The 16,649-nt window shown below is 72.6% G+C and carries 17 protein-coding genes; 7 read left to right on the forward strand and 10 right to left on the reverse strand.

Going from position 1 to position 16,649, the window contains the following annotated elements; genetic code table 11:
* Position 1: 1 nt before the first annotated feature.
* Positions 2-988 (reverse strand): helix-turn-helix transcriptional regulator, encoded by a 987-nt coding sequence (locus tag ACZ31C_RS26505; protein WP_465797582.1) that lies wholly within the window; start codon positions 986-988, stop codon positions 2-4.
* Positions 989-1,080: 92 nt separating this feature from the next.
* Here ACZ31C_RS26505 and ACZ31C_RS26510 point away from each other — a divergent pair, with 92 nt between their 5' ends.
* Entirely contained in the window at positions 1,081-1,503 is a 423-nt protein-coding gene (locus tag ACZ31C_RS26510) for a VOC family protein (protein WP_465797583.1), read from the forward strand.
* Positions 1,504-1,552: 49 nt separating this feature from the next.
* Here the strand turns inward: ACZ31C_RS26510 and ACZ31C_RS26515 are convergent, their stop codons facing one another.
* The 5 genes from ACZ31C_RS26515 to ACZ31C_RS26535 all read right to left on the reverse strand — a co-directional run bounded on the left by ACZ31C_RS26515 (position 1,553) and on the right by ACZ31C_RS26535 (position 8,023).
* Complete coding sequence (locus tag ACZ31C_RS26515; RefSeq protein ID WP_465797584.1) at positions 1,553-2,347, reverse strand: hypothetical protein; 795 nt, start codon at positions 2,345-2,347, stop codon at positions 1,553-1,555.
* A gap of 123 nt (positions 2,348-2,470) precedes the next feature.
* Positions 2,471-4,537 carry a 3-hydroxyacyl-CoA dehydrogenase NAD-binding domain-containing protein gene (locus ACZ31C_RS26520; RefSeq protein ID WP_465797585.1) on the reverse strand — a complete coding sequence of 689 codons (2,067 nt, stop codon included), beginning with the start codon at positions 4,535-4,537 and terminating at the stop codon, positions 2,471-2,473.
* A complete protein-coding gene (locus ACZ31C_RS26525; protein WP_465797586.1) occupies positions 4,534-5,730 on the reverse strand; it encodes a thiolase family protein in 1,197 nt (398 codons plus the stop codon). Before ACZ31C_RS26525 ends, ACZ31C_RS26520 begins: the two co-directional genes overlap by 4 nt.
* Positions 5,731-6,000: 270 nt before the next feature.
* A complete protein-coding gene (locus ACZ31C_RS26530; protein ID WP_465797587.1) occupies positions 6,001-7,359 on the reverse strand; it encodes a ribonuclease D in 1,359 nt (452 codons plus the stop codon).
* Positions 7,360-7,450: 91 nt separating this feature from the next.
* The gene (locus tag ACZ31C_RS26535) at positions 7,451-8,023 is read right to left on the reverse strand and encodes a DUF3000 domain-containing protein (protein ID WP_350693969.1); all 573 of its coding nucleotides are present in this window, start codon (positions 8,021-8,023) and stop codon (positions 7,451-7,453) included.
* A gap of 199 nt (positions 8,024-8,222) precedes the next feature.
* On the opposite strand from ACZ31C_RS26535, the gene hemE reads away from it, so the two are divergent.
* Genes hemE through hemQ form a run of 3 tightly spaced genes read left to right on the forward strand, consistent with a single transcriptional unit; the run spans position 8,223 to position 11,446 of the window.
* The gene (gene hemE / locus ACZ31C_RS26540) at positions 8,223-9,320 is read left to right on the forward strand and encodes a uroporphyrinogen decarboxylase (protein ID WP_465797588.1); all 1,098 of its coding nucleotides are present in this window, start codon (positions 8,223-8,225) and stop codon (positions 9,318-9,320) included.
* 6 nt (positions 9,321-9,326) lie between these two features.
* The gene (gene hemG, locus ACZ31C_RS26545; RefSeq protein WP_465797589.1) at positions 9,327-10,748 is read left to right on the forward strand and encodes a protoporphyrinogen oxidase; all 1,422 of its coding nucleotides are present in this window, start codon (positions 9,327-9,329) and stop codon (positions 10,746-10,748) included.
* Complete coding sequence (hemQ, locus tag ACZ31C_RS26550) at positions 10,745-11,446, forward strand: hydrogen peroxide-dependent heme synthase (RefSeq protein ID WP_176093084.1); 702 nt, start codon at positions 10,745-10,747, stop codon at positions 11,444-11,446. The genes hemG and hemQ overlap by 4 nt, the downstream gene beginning before the upstream one ends.
* Before the next feature lie 164 nt (positions 11,447-11,610).
* Here hemQ and ACZ31C_RS26555 read toward each other — a convergent pair whose 3' ends face one another.
* The 3 genes from ACZ31C_RS26555 to ACZ31C_RS26565 all read right to left on the reverse strand — a co-directional run bounded on the left by ACZ31C_RS26555 (position 11,611) and on the right by ACZ31C_RS26565 (position 13,847).
* On the reverse strand, positions 11,611-12,714 hold the full coding sequence (locus ACZ31C_RS26555) for a lytic polysaccharide monooxygenase auxiliary activity family 9 protein (protein WP_465797590.1): 1,104 nt from the start codon (positions 12,712-12,714) through the stop codon (positions 11,611-11,613).
* Positions 12,715-12,890: 176 nt separating this feature from the next.
* Positions 12,891-13,331, reverse strand: coding sequence for a GNAT family N-acetyltransferase (locus ACZ31C_RS26560; RefSeq protein WP_465797591.1), 441 nt, complete (start codon positions 13,329-13,331; stop codon positions 12,891-12,893).
* A gap of 255 nt (positions 13,332-13,586) precedes the next feature.
* Positions 13,587-13,847 carry a Prokaryotic metallothionein gene (locus tag ACZ31C_RS26565; protein ID WP_131057241.1) on the reverse strand — a complete coding sequence of 87 codons (261 nt, stop codon included), beginning with the start codon at positions 13,845-13,847 and terminating at the stop codon, positions 13,587-13,589.
* A gap of 206 nt (positions 13,848-14,053) precedes the next feature.
* Between ACZ31C_RS26565 and ACZ31C_RS26570 the strand changes: the two genes are divergently transcribed.
* From ACZ31C_RS26570 to ACZ31C_RS26580, 3 genes are all read left to right on the forward strand, one after another.
* Complete coding sequence (locus tag ACZ31C_RS26570; protein WP_350693976.1) at positions 14,054-14,329, forward strand: isoamylase early set domain-containing protein; 276 nt, start codon at positions 14,054-14,056, stop codon at positions 14,327-14,329.
* A gap of 103 nt (positions 14,330-14,432) precedes the next feature.
* Positions 14,433-15,179, forward strand: coding sequence for a lytic polysaccharide monooxygenase (locus ACZ31C_RS26575; RefSeq protein WP_465797592.1), 747 nt, complete (start codon positions 14,433-14,435; stop codon positions 15,177-15,179).
* A gap of 104 nt (positions 15,180-15,283) precedes the next feature.
* Positions 15,284-15,892 (forward strand): DUF305 domain-containing protein, encoded by a 609-nt coding sequence (locus ACZ31C_RS26580; protein WP_465797593.1) that lies wholly within the window; start codon positions 15,284-15,286, stop codon positions 15,890-15,892.
* Between the two features lie 322 nt (positions 15,893-16,214).
* Here the strand turns inward: ACZ31C_RS26580 and msrB are convergent, their stop codons facing one another.
* The gene (gene msrB, locus ACZ31C_RS26585; RefSeq protein WP_465797594.1) at positions 16,215-16,625 is read right to left on the reverse strand and encodes a peptide-methionine (R)-S-oxide reductase MsrB; all 411 of its coding nucleotides are present in this window, start codon (positions 16,623-16,625) and stop codon (positions 16,215-16,217) included.
* Positions 16,626-16,649: the final 24 nt, after the last annotated feature.

Consider the following 16,649-nt stretch of genomic DNA (forward strand, 5'->3'; position numbering starts at 1 on the left):
CTCACCGCCGCGCCGTCGGGTGTGCGTCGTCGTCCGGTGGGGCGCTCGCGGCGGCGTACCGCCGGGCCAGGGAGGCGAACGCGGCGCGGAGCTCGGGCGGGCCGACCACCTCGATGTCGGCGTCGAACCTGCCGACCGTGGCGGCGAGTCCGGGCCAGGACCACGAGCCGAGGGTGAGACGGCAGCGGTCCGGCCCGAGTTCCTCGACGACACCGTCGGGCACGAACGGTGCCACGTCGGCGGCGGCCCGGTGCAGGACCACCTCGCCCCGACACGGCCAGTCACCGGTGCCGTCGGCGCCGCGGAACCGGCCGGCCAGGAACGCGGCCAGGTCGCCGCCGGGCAGCGCCCGTGGTCGGAAGCGCGGACCGGTGGGGGTACGCGGCGTGACCCGGTCGGCCCGGAAGATGCGCCAGTCGTCGCGGTCGAGATCCCAGGCGACGAGATACCACCGTCCACCCCGGGTGGCGAGTTGGTGCGGCTCCACCCGGCGGGGCGGCCCGGAGTCGGTCGACTCGGACGGGTAGTCGAAGCGCAGCACCACCTGGCCGTGTACGGCCGCACCGAGCGCGATCAGTACACCGCTGTCGACCGTCGCGGACCGCCCGACAGCGGTGACGGGAAGCGTGTCGACGTGGTGGCGCAGCCGCGCGGGCATGACCTGCCGGACGGTGTGCAGCGCCCGGGCCGCGCCCTCCTCGATCCCGGCACCGGCGGTGGTGGCGATCCGCAGCGCGACGGCGAGGGCGACGGCCTGTTCGTCGTCGAAGAGCAACGGCGGCATCCGCGTCCCGGCGTCGAGCCGGTAACCGCCGTCCGGCCCCTTCACGGCCGCGATCGGGTAGCCGAGTTCGCGCAGGCGGTCGACGTCTCGGCGGACCGTACGCGCGCTGACCTCCAGCCGCTGGGCCAGCAGGGCCCCGGGCCACTCCCGGCGCGCCTGGAGCAGGGACAGCAACGACAGCAGTCGCGCTGAGGTTCTCGGCATGGTCCTCATCATGCCCCCAGGAAGAGGACAGTTCCTGTCCTCTTCTGCTGGCACCGTGTCTCCGGTCCGACCTACCGAGACAGGAGACGAGCATGTCCGTCACGACCACGACCCACCTCAACTTCCGGGGGGACGCCCGCGCGGCCCTGGAGTTCTACCAGCGCGTCTTCGGCGGCGACCTGACCGTCCTCAGTTATTCCGACGCCGGTGCCGTCTCGGACGAGGCAGCCGCCGACCAGGTGATGTGGGGCCAGGTGCGGGCCGCCGTCGGCTTCCACGTGATGGCCTACGACGTGCCCGCGAACCTCCCCTACGACCGGGGCGAGAACGCCTTCTTCGTCTCGGTGCGCGGCGAGACCGCCGACGAGATCACCGAATACTGGAACCGGCTCGTCGACGGCGCCACCGTCGTGGTGCCACTCGGGCCGGCGGCCTGGGCACCCCGGTACGGGATGCTGCGGGACCGCTTCGGCGTCGTCTGGGTCCTCGACGTCGCCGCCGAGTCCCAGGGGTGATGTGACGGCCGGGCGGGGGATCCACCCCGCCCGGCTGTCGGCGCGTACGTCAGGACCGTTGCTCGACCTGGCCCCGGATGGTGAGGAACTCGGACGCGGCGTCGTTGCGGGAGGAGAAGAACATGACGATCATGCCGACGCTGCCCCGGTCGGCCCAGACGCAGATGCCCAGCGCCACGTCGGCCCGGCCGTCGCCGCAGCGGGCCTCGCCGCCGAGCGGGCCCGGTTCGACCGGCGTCATGTTGCTGACCGTCAACTCGGTCGAGATGGCCTGGACCGCCTCGTCGAGCTCCTTCTTGGGGTCGGCCATCAACCCGGAGACGGCCACGATCATCACGAGGTTCTCCTGCGACGGGTCACCGTAGAAGGCACCGACCGCACTGGTCTCGTTGTCGATCGAGGCCTTCAGCTCCCGGACCATCGAGTCGGAGAGCTGCTGCAACTCCGGTTCGGTGACCTTCGGGCGCCCGGCCAGGGTCTCCGGTGCCACCACCCGGGTCCGGGTGGCGTCGACCGCCTCGCCGACGGTGTCCCGGACCACGAACCAGACGACCGCGCCACCGCCCACGCAGAGCACCATGAGCACCGCGAGGACGATCAGCACGATCTTGCCGGCGTTGGACTTCTTCGGCGGCGGCGGCGGGAAGGCGCCGTACTGCTGACCGGGCGCGGGGTATCCGCCGGCCTGCGGCGGCGGGGGATAGCCGGCACCCGGCGGCGGTGGGTAGCCACCGGCCTGCGGGTACGACCCGGCCTGCGGGTGACCGCTGCTCGGCGGTGGGAAGCCACCGCCCTGCGGGTACGGGCCGCCGGGCGGATTGTGGTGCTGGTCCGGGTGGGACATGCGGTCAGCTCCTGGTGAAGGGTGGAACCGGGATGGTAGCCAGCCACCGCACGCGCCGCTGCCCCCGACCGCCGGTCACGGTGGTCACCCCGGGTCGGGGCGACCACCGTGACCTGGGTCGGCTCAGCCGGTCAGGCTGGCCACTCCCTGCGGCAGGAAACGCTGGCCGGTGACCTGCTCACTGGTGCCGGTCCGGTCCAGGTACGGCGTGACGCCGCCCAGGTGGAACGGCCACCCGGCACCGAGGATCATGCACAGGTCGATGTCCTGCGCCTCGGCGACGACCCCCTCGTCCAGCATCAGCCGGATCTCCTGGGCCAGCGCGTCGAGCGCCTGCTGGCGTACCTGCTCCTCGGTCAGCGGCTGGTCGCCGACCACCAGCAGCTTCGCGACCTCGGCGTTGATCTCGTCGTCCACCACGATCGGCTGGCCGGAGTCCGCGATCCGCTTGAGGTTCTGGCTGACCGTGAACCGGTCCGGGAAGGCCGCGTGCAGGGTGCCGCCGACATGGTGGGCGACGGCCGGGCCGACGAGCTGGAGCAGTGCCAGCGGTCGCATCGGCAGGCCCAGCGGGTCCAGCGCGCGGTTCGCCACCTCCAGTGGGGTGCCCGCGTCCACGGCGGCGAAGACGGTGCCGAGGAAGCGGGTGAGCAGCCGGTTGACCACGAACGCCGGGGCGTCCTTCACCAGCACCGACGACTTCTTGAGCTGCTTGCCGACCGCGAAGGCGGTGGCCAGGGTGGCGTCGTCGGTCCGCTCGCCACGGACGATCTCCAACAGCGGCAGCACCGCGACCGGGTTGAAGAAGTGGAAGCCGACCACCCGCTCCGGGTGCTCCAGGTCCTCGGCCATCGCGCTGATCGACAGCGAGGACGTGTTCGTCGCCAGCACCGCCTCCGGCGGGACGATCTTCTCCAGCTCGGCCCAGACCTGCTTCTTGACGGCCAGGTCCTCGAAGACGGCCTCGATGACGAAGTCGGCGTTCGCGAACGCGCTCTTGTCGACAGTGCCGCTGACCAGGCCGTACAGCTTGGCGGCGGTGCCCTTGTCCATCCGGCCCTTGCTGACGGCCTTCTCGATCTGGGTGTGCACGTAGCCGACGCCGGAGTCGACCCGGGCCTGGTTGAGGTCGGTGAGCACCACCGGCACCTGGAGGCGGCGGGCGAACAGCAGCGCCAACTGGCCGGCCATCAGGCCCGCGCCGACGATGCCGACCTTGGTCACCGGGCGGGCCAGCCCCTTGTCCGGCGCGCCGGCCGGCCGCTTGGCCCGCCGCTGCACCAGGTCGAAGGCGTACAGGCCGCTGCGCAACTCCTCAGAGAAGACCAGGTCGGCCAGGGCCTCGTCCTCGGCGGCGGTGCCGGTGGCGAAGTCGGCGTCCTTCGCCGTCTCCAGGAGGTCCAGCGCCCGGTACGCGGACGGGACCGCGCCGTGCAGCCGCTGGTCCAGTGTCTGCCGGGCGAAGTAGAGCACACCCGCCCACATGTCCTTGTCGACCTCGGGCCGGGTGACGGTCACCTCGCCGCGCACCACCCCGGCGGCCCACTCCAGCGACCGCTCCAGGAAGTCGGCCGGCTCCAGCAGCACGTCCGCGATGCCCAGCTCGGCGGCCTGCTTCGGCTTGAGCATCTTGTTCTGCATCAGCGGGTTCTGGATGATCACCTGGGTGGCCGCCGGAATGCCGATCAGGTTCGGCAGGAGCTGGGTACCGCCCCAACCCGGGATCAGGCCGAGCGACACCTCGGGCAGCGCCAGCGCCGCCGCGCCGCCGGAGAGGGTCCGGTAGTGGCAGTGCAGCGCCAGCTCCAGGCCACCGCCCATCGCCGCCCCGTTGACGAAGGCGAAGGTCGGGACCGGGCTGTCCTTGAGCCGGGCGAAGACCCGGTGCCCCAGCCGGCCGATCTCCAACGCCTGCGCCCGGTCCGCCAGCAGCGGCAGGCTGGTGATGTCCGCGCCGACACAGAAGATGTACGGCTTGCCGGTCACCGCGATGAACGCCGGCTCGGCCGCCAGCGCGGCGCTGATCGCCTCGTCCAGGCTGGTCAGGCCGCCCGGGCCGAAGGTGTTCGGCTTGGTGTGGTCGAATCCGTTGTCGAGGGTGATCAGGGCGGCCGGGCGGTCCAGCCCCGGCACGTTCACCTGACGCAGCAGCGCCCTGGTGACCACCTCGTTCGGTGCCGCGAGGCTCATTTGTCGCCACCCTCCCAGTGTGGGTTCTCCCAGATCACGGTGCCGCCCATGCCGATGCCGATACACATCGCGGTGAGGCCGTAGCGGACCTCCGGGTGCTCGGCGAACTGCCGGGCGAGCTGGGTCATCAGCCGTACGCCGGAGGAGGCGAGCGGGTGCCCGATGGCGATCGCGCCGCCCCACTGGTTGACCCGGGGGTCGTCGTCGGCGATGCCGAAGTGGTCGAGGAAGGCGAGCACCTGCACGGCGAACGCCTCGTTCAGCTCGAACAGCCCGATGTCGTCGATGCTCAGGCCGGCGATGCGCAGCGCCTTCTCGGTCGACGGGATCGGGCCGACGCCCATCACCTCGGGCTCGACGCCGACGAAGCCGTACGACACCAGCCGCATGGCGATCGGCAGGCCCAGCTCACGGGCGACGTCCTCGGCGACGAGCAGGCTGGCGGTCGCGCCGTCGTTCAGCCCGGCCGCGTTGCCGGCGGTCACCTTGCCGTGCGGGCGGAACGGGGTCTTCAGCGTGGCCAGCTTCTCCAACGAGGTGTCCCGGGGCGCCTCGTCCACGGTCGCCAGGCCCCAGCCGTTCTCCGGGTCGCGGACCGCCACCGGGACCAGGTCGTCCTGGAGCTTGCCGTTGGCGTACGCCTTCGCGGTCTTCTGCTGCGAGGCGAGGGCGAACGCGTCGGTGCGCTCCTTGGTGATGTGCGGGACCCGGTCGTGCAGGTTCTCTGCCGTGGAGCCCATCACCAGCGCAGACGGGTCGACCAGCTTCTCCGCGACGATGCGCGGGTTCGGGTCGACGCCCTCGCCCATCGGGTGGCGGCCCATGTGCTCGACGCCACCGGCGATCGCGACGTCGTACGCGCCCACGGCGATGCCGCTGGCGACGGTGGTCACCGCGGTCATCGCTCCGGCGCACATCCGGTCGATCGCGAAGCCGGGCACCGTCTTGGGCAGGCCGGCCAGCAGCGCGGCGGTACGGCCGATGGTCAGACCCTGGTCACCGATCTGGGTGGTGGCGGCGATGGCCACCTCCTCGACCCGTTCCGGGGGGAGCTGCGGGTTGCGGCGCAGCAGTTCGCGGATGCATCGGATCACCAGGTCGTCGGCGCGGGTGTCGGCGTACATCCCACCCGCCTTGCCGAACGGGGTGCGGACGCCGTCCACGAAGACGACATCCCGAACTTCACGGGGCACTTGAGCCTCCTAGCCAGCACTGGCGTTTCCCTCGAATGCTACTCGCCAGTAATAACCAGTGCCCGCGCCCCCGCTGTGGCCCATCCCACACCCACCCGCCCACACCCACCCGCCCACACCCACCCGCCCACACCCACCCGCCCACGCTCACCGCTCGCGTTGATCAAGAGGTTTGCGTCGGCGAACGGCCGCCCGCCCGACGCAAACCTCTTGATCAACGGCGGGTCAGGCGGGTCAGGCGGGTCAGGCGGGTCAGGCGGGTGGGGCGGGTCAGGCGGGTGGGGCGGGTGGGGTGGGGGAGGCGGGGGGTGGGGGTGGGGCGGTTAGGGCTTCGGCCAGGTCGGGGAGGAGAAGGTTGATCTGCCACTCCCGGGCGTGGTGGCTGCGGAGCGCCTCGGCGACCGTGTGTTCGGTGATCTCCTCCGGAGGCTGCCAGGCGACGCGGCGTATGGTGTCGGGGGAGATCAGGTTCTCCGGCGGCAGATGGTGCCCACCGGCCACCCGCAGCACCACCTCACGGGAGCGGGCCAGTCGGGCAGCGGCAGCCGGGTCCCGTTCCGCCCACCGGTGCGGTGGGGGCGGACCCTCCACCGTCGGCGTCACCGGCAACTCGTCGTCCGGCAACTGCCGGGCGTCGTCCAGCGCCGTCAGCCAGGTCCGGGCCAGTCGGCGTACCGACCGACCGCCGAAGCCGGGCAGGGTGAGCAGCGTCTTCTCGTCCTTCGGGTCCAGCTCGGCGGCGGCCACGATGGCCGAGTCGGGCAGCACCCGCCCCGGTGCGGCGTCCCGGCGGGCGGCGATCTGGTCACGCGCGTACCAGAGGGAGCGGACCCGGGCCTGCGCCCGCGCCCCGCGTACCCGATGGATGCCGGAGGTGCGTCGCCAGGGATCGGCCCGGACGCGCGGTGGACGGTCCCCGCTGTTCACCAGCGCGGCGAACTCCTCGGCCGCCCACGCGGACTTGCCCTGCCGGGACAGCTCCGCGTCGAGTGCGTCCCGCAGGTCGGTCAGCAGCTCCACGTCCAACGCGGCGTAGGTGAGCCAGGACTCCGGCAACGGCCGGCTGGACCAGTCCGCCGCCGAGTGGTGCTTCTCCAGGCTGAACCCGAGCAGCTGCTCGGTGAGCGCGGCCAGGCCGACCCGCTCGAACCCGGCCAGCCGGGCGGCCAGCTCGGTGTCGAACAGTCGGCGTGGTCGCAACCCCAGCTCGGCGAGGCAGGGCAGATCCTGGTTGGCCGCGTGCAGCACCCACTCGGTGTCCGCGATCGCCGCGTCCAGGGTGCTCAGGTCGGGCAGCGGCAACGGGTCGATCAGCACGGTGCCGGCACCCTGGCGGCGTAACTGCACCAGGTACGCCCGCTGGCTGTACCGGTAGCCGGAGGCGCGCTCGGCGTCCAGGGCCACCGGCCCGGTGCCGGCCGCGAAACGGGCCACCACCTCGGCGAGCTGGTCCGGTGTCGCCACCGGTTCGGGGGTGCCCTCACGAGGGGCGGTCAACGGCACGGACTCGCCGCCGGTGGGTTCGGTCCCCGCGTCCGACGGCTCCGGCCGCGCCGACGGCTCGTGGTGCGTGTCGTTTCCCGAACGGCTTGCGGCGGTCCGACGGCGCAGGGGTGGTTCGTCGGTCACCTGGCAACCCTAGTGCGCCAACGGATCGTGCGGCGCGCACCCGCCCCGCCGCGTGTCGCCGGTTCGCCGTCGGGTGGCCGAACCGGCCCCGTCAACCGGCGGCCGCGGCGCGACGCTCGGGCAACGCGGTGACGCCGGGCGGCGGCAGACCCGCCGTGGAGGCGAGCAACGTGCACCAGGCGTACAGGTGCGGGGTGAGCTCGATGTCGGTCGGGGTCCACGACGCGCGGATCTCGATGTCGCAGGCGGCCGGCGGACCCGCCAGGTCGCCGAACCGGGTCGACGCCGTCTGGGTGATCGTGCCGCCGATCGCGCGGTGCCCGGCGTCGTGCGTCTCCAGCGCGTCGGTGAGCCAGGTCCAGGCCACCCCGGGCAGCAGCGGGTCGGTGGCCAGGTCGACCTCCAGCTCGGCGGTCACGTAGGTGACCAGCCGCAGGGTGCCCTGCCACCCCTCGTGCCCCGCCGGGTCGTGCAGCAGGATCAGCCGGGCGGTGGCCACCTCGTCACCGTCGCGCAGCACCGCCGCGGAGAGCGCGAACGAGTACGGCGCCAGCCGCTGCGGCGCGCCGACCTCCTCCAGCACGATCTCCGGTCGAGGCGCCGCCACCCGGAGCCCGGTGACCGCGCGGGCGAAGGTGTCCGGAAGCGCGATCGGGGCGGCCATGTTCGCAGCCTAAGCCGCCGCCCGGTTCCCGGCTCGGATGGCGCGCCGACGATCTCCCCACACGCCGTGCTCCGCTCGCCTCTGTGTTAGCAGGGGTCCCCTGCTCTACCGCAGGCGTTAGTAGGGGGCCCTTCCTTTCACGTCACAATGCCGGCGGTGGGCGCGGAGTGGGGATCGGGCGCGTGGCACGATTGCCGCGATGGCCACCGACACCACGGGCGACGCTGCCCGAGACGACGTAACCCGCCCCGACGGGCCAGCCGACTCGCCCTTCGTGCGGGCGTGCCGCCGCCAGTCCGTCCCGCACACTCCGGTCTGGTTCATGCGCCAGGCCGGTCGCTCGCTGCCCGAGTACCGCCAGATCCGGGCCAACGTGGCGATGCTGGAGTCCTGCCGCCGCCCCGAACTGGTCACCGAGATCACCCTCCAGCCGGTCCGCCGGCACAACGTGGACGCGGCGATCCTGTTCAGCGACATCGTGGTGCCGGTCGCCGCCGCCGGGGTCGACCTGGACATCGTGCCCGGGACCGGCCCGGTGGTGGCCGAACCGGTACGCACCGCCGCCGACGTCGAGCGGATCCGCCTGATCGACCGCAGCGACGTCGGGTACGTCGACGAGGCGGTCCGGATGCTGGTCAAGGAGCTGGGCGACACGCCGCTGATCGGCTTCGCCGGTGCCCCGTTCACGCTCGCCAGCTATCTGGTCGAGGGCGGACCGTCGCGGACCCACGCCAAGACCAAGGCACTGATGTACGGCGAGCCCGACCTGTGGCACGCGCTGGCCGGCCGGCTGGCCGAGGTGACGTCGGCGTTCCTGCGCGTGCAGATCGAGGCCGGGGTCTCCGCCGTACAGCTCTTCGACTCCTGGGCCGGCGCGCTCTCCGAGGCCGACTACCGTCGCTTCGTGCTGCCGCACTCGACGGCCGTGCTCAGCGGGCTGGCCGACGCCGGTGTGCCGCGCATCCACTTCGGGGTGGGCACCGCCGAGCTGCTCGGCGCGATGGGCGAGGCCGGCGCCGACGTGGTCGGCGTGGACTGGCGTACGCCGCTGGACGTCGCGACCGGCCGGATCGGGCCGGACAAGGCCGTGCAGGGCAACCTCGACCCGTGCCTGTTGTTCGCCCCGTGGCCGGTGATCGAGGCCGAGGTGCGGCGGATCCTCGACGAGGGCCGGGCCACCCCCGGGCACGTGTTCAACCTCGGCCACGGCGTCCTGCCGGAGACCGACCCGGAGGTGTTGACCCGGGTGGTCGCGCTGGTCCACGAGCTCTCCGCCCGGCCCGCCGACCGGGACTGACGAGCCATGGCGACGCGGTGGCGGGTGGCGGTGGTCGGTGGCGGCATCACCGGGCTGGCCGCCGCGCTGCGGTTGCGCGATCGCGCCCCCGAGGGCACCGAGATCACGGTGTACGAGCAGTCCGGCGCGCTCGGTGGCAAGCTGCGCACCGGCGAGCTGGCCGGTGGGCCGGTGGAGTTCGGCGCGGAGTCGTTCCTGATGCGTGACCCGGCCGGCGGTGAGTCGGCAGCGGTGACCCTGGTCCGCCGGCTCGGGCTGGCCGACCGGATCGTGCACCCGACCGTTGGGCAGGCCGCCCTCGCCGTCGACGGCGGGCTGCGCCCGATCCCGGGCGGGACGCTGGTGGGCGTACCCGGTGATTTGGCGAAGGTGACGGCGGTGGCCCGGCCGACGCCGGAGGCCGACCACGACGGCGGGCGGCCGCTGCTCGGCCCGGACGAGGACGTCGCCGTCGGCGCGCTGGTCCGCGCCCGCTTCGGCGACGAGGTGGTCGACCGGCTGGTCGACCCGATGCTCGGCGGCGTGTACGCCGGACGCGCCGACGACCTGTCGCTGGCCACCACCATGCCGGCGCTGGCCCGGGCGGCACGGGTGGAGCACACGCTGCTCGGTGCGGTACGCGCGGCGCAGGCCGCCACCCCGCGCGCCCCCGGCGAGCCGGTCTTCGGCACCCTCGCCGGCGGACTGAGCACCCTGGTCGACGCCGCCACGACGGCCGCCACGACGGCCGCCGGGGCGACCGTCCGGCGCAACGCGGCGGTCCGCGAACTGACCCCGGTCGGCCCGGGCTGGCGGCTCACCGTCGGACCCACCCGTGACCCGGAGCACGTCGACGTCGACGCGGTGGTGCTGGCCGTGCCGGCCCGCCCGGCGGCCCGGCTGCTCGCCGAACCGGTCGCCGAGGTGGCGACGCGCATCGGCGAGTTGGACTACGCCAGCGTCGCCCTGGTCACCCTGGCCCTGCCGGAGCCGGCGCTGCCGGCGCTCTCCGGCTTCCTGGTGCCGAGCACCGAAGGCCTGCTGATCAAGGCGTCCACCTTCTTCACCACCAAGTGGGGACACCTGCGCCGGTCCGACGGGCTGGCCCTGGTCCGCGCCTCGGTCGGCCGCTACCGCGACGAGGCCCAACTCCAGCGCCCCGACCAGGACCTCGCCGCCACCGTGCACCGGGAACTGGCGGGAGTGCTCGACACCCCGCTGCCCGCCCCGGTCGACGGGCACGTGCAGCGGTGGGGCGGCGCGTTGCCGCAGTACACCCCCGGTCATCTCGACCGGGTGGCCGCCGCGCGGGCCGCGCTGCGGGCGACACATCCGACGCTGGCGCTGGCCGGCGCGGGCTACGACGGGGTCGGCATTCCGGTCTGCGTCCGCTCCGGCGAGACGGCGGCCGAAGAGATCATCACAGCACTGGAGGGATCGGGCAGATGACCGAGCAGAGCAACGCGGCCCGGCTGCGGGAACTCAACGACACCATCCGCTACACGATGTGGTCGGTGTTCCGGGCCAGCGCGCCGCTGCCGTCACTGCGCGACAACGTGACCGGCGAGGTCGAGTCGCTGATCGAGGAGTTGGCCGGCAAGGACGTCGTGGTGCGCGGCACGTACGACGTGTCCGGTCTGCGCGCCGACGCCGACCTGATGATCTGGTGGCACTCCTCGTCCAGCGACGACCTCCAGGACGCCTACCTGCGGCTGCGGCGGACCACCCTGGGGCGGGCGCTGACCCCGGTCTGGTCGCAGATGGCCCTGCACCGGCCGGCCGAGTTCAACAAGAGCCACATCCCGGCGTTCCTGGCCGGCGAGGAGGCCCGCGCCTACCTGTGCGTCTACCCGTTCGTCCGCTCGTACGACTGGTACCTGCTGCCCGACGCCGAGCGGCGTGAGCTGCTCGCCGAACACGGCAAGATGGCCCGGGGCTACCCGGACGTCCGCGCCAACACCGTCGCCTCGTTCGCGCTGGGCGACTACGAGTGGATGCTGGCCTTCGAGGCCGACGAGCTGCACCGGATCGTCGACCTGATGCGTGACCTGCGCGGCTCGCGGGCGCGCCTGCACGTCCGCGAGGAGGTGCCGTTCTACACCGGCCGCCGTCGCCCGATCGCCGACATCGTCTCCGCGCTCGCCTGAGGTGTAAGGAAGGGTCCCCTGCTAACGCCTCGTGCATAGCAGGGGTCCCCTGCTAACACCCGCGCCGACGCGCGGCGGCACCGGTCGACGTACAGCGGCACCGCTCGACGCGACGAGCCGGGCGGGGCCGCGCCCGAGGGAGGTAGGCGCGGCCCCGCTCGGGGTCAGGTGGTCGCCGTGCAGGTCAGCGTCGGCGCGCTCGACCCGCTTCCGGAGGCCAGGAAGCCGAACGTGGTGCTGGCCCCGGCTCCGAGACCGCCGTTGTAGCTGACGTTCTGGGCGGTCACCGTCGAACCGCTGGAACTGAGGGTGGCGTTCCACGCCTGGCTGACCTGCTGGCCGCTGGCGTACGTCCAGGTCACCCGCCAGCTCCGGATGGCCGCGCTGCCCGCGGTCACCTGCACCTCGCCCTGGAAACCACCGGACCAGGTCGAGGTGACCCGGTACGTCGCCGAGCAGGCGCCCGTCGCAGGCGGTGCGGTGGTCGGCGGGGGCGTGGTGGGCGGGTCGAAGGTCGGCGTCGGCGTCGGCGAGGCCGGCGGCGTGGTCGGGGGCGGCGTGGTGGGCGGCGGCGTGGTGCCGCCACCGAACTGCACGTCGCTGCAGATGTAGTACGACTGGTCCGTGTGGCTGGCCTGCCAGACGGTGAACAGCACGTGCCGTCCGCTGCGTCCCGGCGCGTTCACCGGGATCTCGGTGGACACCCCGCCGGTCTCCGGCTGCCACTGCGAGGCCGGGGTGTTGCCGATCTGGCCGACCAGTTCCAGGTCCGACCAGGCCAGGGGCTTGGTCAGTGCGTCGTAGCCCTGCCGGGTCGCGTACACCCGGATGTAGTCGGCACCGTGACTGGCCTGGTCGAAGAACTTGAGCCGGAAGCTGTTGGCCACGGAGGTGGTCCGCCAGGCGCCGACCGCGTCCAACGCGTTGTAGCGCCCGCTCTCGGTACGGCCACCGGAGCAGAGCTGGCCGTTCGGGATGGCGCCCTGGTGGTTGCCGGCCACCCCCTCGCGGAACAGGCCGTTCCAGTTCCACATGGCGTTCGGATTGGCCTGCCAGGCCTGCCAGCACATCGGGTCCTCGGTGGCCATCCGCGGGTTCTGGAAGTCACCGCCCCAGCGCTGCCAGCAGCCGTAGTTGCGGGAGACCGGGTTGGCCACGGAACCGTGTGCGGAGACCGGGGCGACCAGCGCGGTGGAGAGCAGCAGCATGGCACCGGCCGCCACACCCAACAGCGACAGTGCCCGTGATTTTCGGATTAGCTTGGACATGGAGCCCCCAGGGGGAGTCGTCGGATCGCGACATCGCCCGGATCGCTCGGGAGTTGCCTCTCCCGGCCTGATCACGTTGCCCTGGCTTCGCCCGAAGAATGGCACACACCATCGCCACTGGTCAATGCGGAAGTGGTGTCGGTGGTGCTCGTGGGTGGAGTCGGTAGTGAAGCGGTTCAGCTCGTGCGGCGCATCGGGGTGTGCGAGATGCCGTCCTCGACGTACGCCGGCCCGCTGACCGTGAAGCCGTACCGGGCGTAGAGCGCCACCAGGTGCGACTGTGCGTCCAGCACGCAGGGCCGGTCACCGATCCGGGTCAGCGCCTCCGTCATCAGCCGCCCGGCGTGCCCGCCGCCGCGGGCCGCCGGGGCCACCACCACCCGTCCGATCCTGGCGACGCCGTCCGGGTCGGCCAGAATCCGCAGGTACGCGACGGGGGCACCGTCGAGGGCCAGCCAGAGGTGCCAGGTACCCGGTTCGACGTCCCGCCCGTCGAGTTCCGGGTACGGGCACTGCTGCTCGACCACGAACACGTCGGCGCGCAGGCGTACCAGGTCGTGAAAGGTCCGGGCGTCCAGGTCGGCGAAGCGCGCGACCCGCAGTTCGGTGCTCGACACCCGGCCAGGTTAGGCCGTGCCCGGACGCGTGTAAGGAGGGGTCCCCTGCTAACGCCTCGTGCATAGCAGGGGACCCCTGCTAACACGCGGGGCGCGCGCAGCTCGCGGGGCGCGCGCAACTTGTGGGGGGCTCCCACCTCAAGGCGCGCGGGTACCTCGCGGCGCGCGGGTACCTCGGGGGCGCGCGGCCGGGTGCGCGAGGCGGTCCGGGGATCCCGCCGACGCACGGGGCGCACGGCCAGTCGGGTGGAGCGATTAGGCGGGGCGGGCGCCGACGGCGTCGCGGATCTCGGCGCCCTGCTCGGTCTCCACGGCTCGCGCGCAGTGCCCGCAGCAGAAGAAGCGGCCGGAGACCTCCACACCGTGCCCAAGGATCTTGACGCCGCAGTGCTCGCAGATCGGGGCCAGCTTGTGGCTGGCGCACTCGAAGCTGTCGAACGTGTGCACGTCGCCGCTGACCGTACGCACCTCGAACGCCAGCCAGTAGTCGTTACCGCAGACCTCACAGGTGGCCACGACGGATCCCTCCAGTTAGAAACCTTTTGTGTAATTTGACCTCATATCGCACTGGCTCGAAGAGGAATCGCGGCGACTCGTCCGGTCGGTTCGGCGTGTCGGCTGCGCGCGTCGCCCGTTGTACGAGGTGACCTGGCCGAGCATGGGCGATCCGGTGGCGCCGGCGGGTGGCGCTGGCGTCCCGGTGATCGTGGACCGGAGGAAACATGATCAAGCGCAGTCGACTCTTCGGCAGTCAGACCCGTGTCACTTTCTGCCTGCCCCGGGACTCTCCGCCGGGCGTGGTGAGCGTGGTCGGCTGCTTCAACGAGTGGCAGCCCGGCCGGCACGAGTTGGTCACGCGGCGCGACGGCACCCGGACGGTGACCGTCCGTCTCGGTCCGGGTCGATACCGCTTCCGCTATCTCGCCACGGGTGGGCTGTGGTTCGACGACGAGTCGGCCGACCGGATCGACGAGCGAGGGGGCCTGCTGGTCCTCTGACGTTCAGACCGCACGTTTTATCGATAGTGGTCTTTACTGTTAACAAGGTTTAAATTATGTTGGTGGCACCTCACCAGGCAACATGCCGAAAGGGAGTGCCGCCATGCGTCGAAGAATCACCCTCCCGCTCGTCGCCGCCGGGGCCATGGTCTCCACCCTTGCCGTCGCCACCCCGGCCCAGGCCCACGGCTACGTCTCGTCGCCGCCGAGCCGCCAGGCGCTCTGCGCCCAAAACCGCGTCCCGGACTGCGGCCAGATCCGCTGGGAGCCGCAGAGCGTCGAAGGCCCCAAGGGACTGCGCAACTGCCACGCCAACATTTCCCACTTCGCCGTCCTCAACGACGACAACCGGGGCTGGCCCGCCACCTCGGTCGGCACCACGGTGACCTTCACCTGGGTCAACACCGCGCAGCACGCCACCCGCGACTGGGAGTACTTCATCGGCAACAGCCGGGTCGCGGTGTTCAGCGGCGGCGGTCGCCAGCCGGGTGCCACCGTCTCGCACACGGTCAACCTGTCCGGCTACTCGGGCCGCCAGAAGCTCCTCGCCGTGTGGAACATCTCGGACACCGCCAACGCCTTCTACTCCTGCGTCGACCTGCAGATCGGCGGCGGCAGCGGCAACCCCACGCCGAGCCCGAGCCCGACCACCCCGCCGGCACCGTCGCCGACCCCGACGACCGGCCCGACCACCAACCCGCCGGTCGGGGGCACCTGGACCGCCGGCCGCGCCTACGCCGTCGGCGACCAGGTCACCTACGGCGGGCGCACGTACCGCTGCCGGCAGGCGCACACCGCCATCGCCGGATGGGAGCCGCCGAACGTACCGGCGCTGTGGACCCAGCTCTGACCAGCGTGAGGTGCGGTCGGGCCCGGCCCGCACCGCACCTCACGCCGGCTCCCCACCCGGTGGTACGCGCCGCCGCGTCCCGCCTGCGACACCACCGGCCTGCCGTGCGGTCCGCCGCGTCGCGTCGCGGGCGTACCGCACTGCCCGCGCTGCTCGTCGTGCTACTCGCCGCCGGATGCGGCGGGGTGTCCGTGCCGGCTGCGGACCACGCGCCGAGCGGTACGCCGTCAGCGGTCGCCGCCTCGCAAACGCCGTCCGCCGCGACCGAGATGACCGGCATCGACCTGCTGTTCCTGTCGATGATGGCCGGGCACACCGAGCAGACCCTGGAGATCGTCCGGCTAGTCCGGGACCGGCTGGTCGATGGTGAGCTACGGACTCTGGTGGCCGCCGTCGAGGTGACCGAGACCGACGAGCTGGCCGACGCCCGTGCCTGGTTGGCGCAGGCCGGACGAACCGCGCGGGCCGACGACCACGCCGGGCACGGCACCGGCCCCGACCAGTTGGCCCGGTTGCGCGACGCCGCACCCGGCCAGGTCGACACGGTACTCATCGAGGTGCTCGGCGCGCACCAACAGGCCGCCGCCGACCTGGCCCGGGCACATCTCGCCGCCGGCACCGACGAGCGGGTACGCGACCTCGCCCGGCGAGTCGCCGAGTCGCGTACCGCCCAGGTGGCGATGCTGACGGCGCGCCCGGCAGCCGACGGCTGACCCGGACCCGGCGTCTGCCCCGGACACGGCCCGGCGTCTGTCCGGGACCGGGCTTGGTTCGGCACCCCGGCCAGGGCTGACTCGGCTCGGTCGACGTCTGCTGGCACCCGGCTTGGCGCTGGGGCTGGTCGAGACCCGGCTTGGGCTGTGGCCTGACCGGGACCCGGCTTGGGGATGAGGTCTGCCGGGGACCGGGCTTCGGCCGACGGCTGGTCAGCACACGGGCCTGGTCGACGTCTGACCGCCAGGCGGGCTGGGCCGACGGGGGCCCCACGCGGCGTGGCCCGGCGGTGGCGCCGCCGGGCCGGGGAGCGCTCGGTGGTCAGGCGGTGCTGGGGTCCAGGCGGACGGAGAGCGAGTTGACGCAGTGCCGGGTGTTCTTCGGGGTGAAGCCCTCGCCCCGGAAGACATGCCCCAGGTGGCTGTCGCAGCGGGCGCAGCGGATCTCGACCCGCCGCATGCCGTGGCTGTCGTCCTCGATCTCGGTAATCGCTCCCGGGATGGCGTCGTCGAAGCTCGGCCATCCGCAGTGCGAGTCGAACTTAGTGTCGCTCGGGTACAGCTCCGCGCCGCAGGCACGGCAGCGGTACATTCCCGGCGTCTTGGTGTCGACGTACTCTCCGGTCCATGCCGGTTCGGTGCCGGCCTCGCGCAGCACCCGGAACTCCTCGGGGCTGAGCCGGACCCGCCACTCGTCCTCGGTGCGGGGCAGTTCGCTGTCGGGAAGACTCACCGGACAACCGTACGTCGAAGGTCG

It is taken from the genome of Micromonospora sp. NPDC023869, from assembly GCF_055559695.1.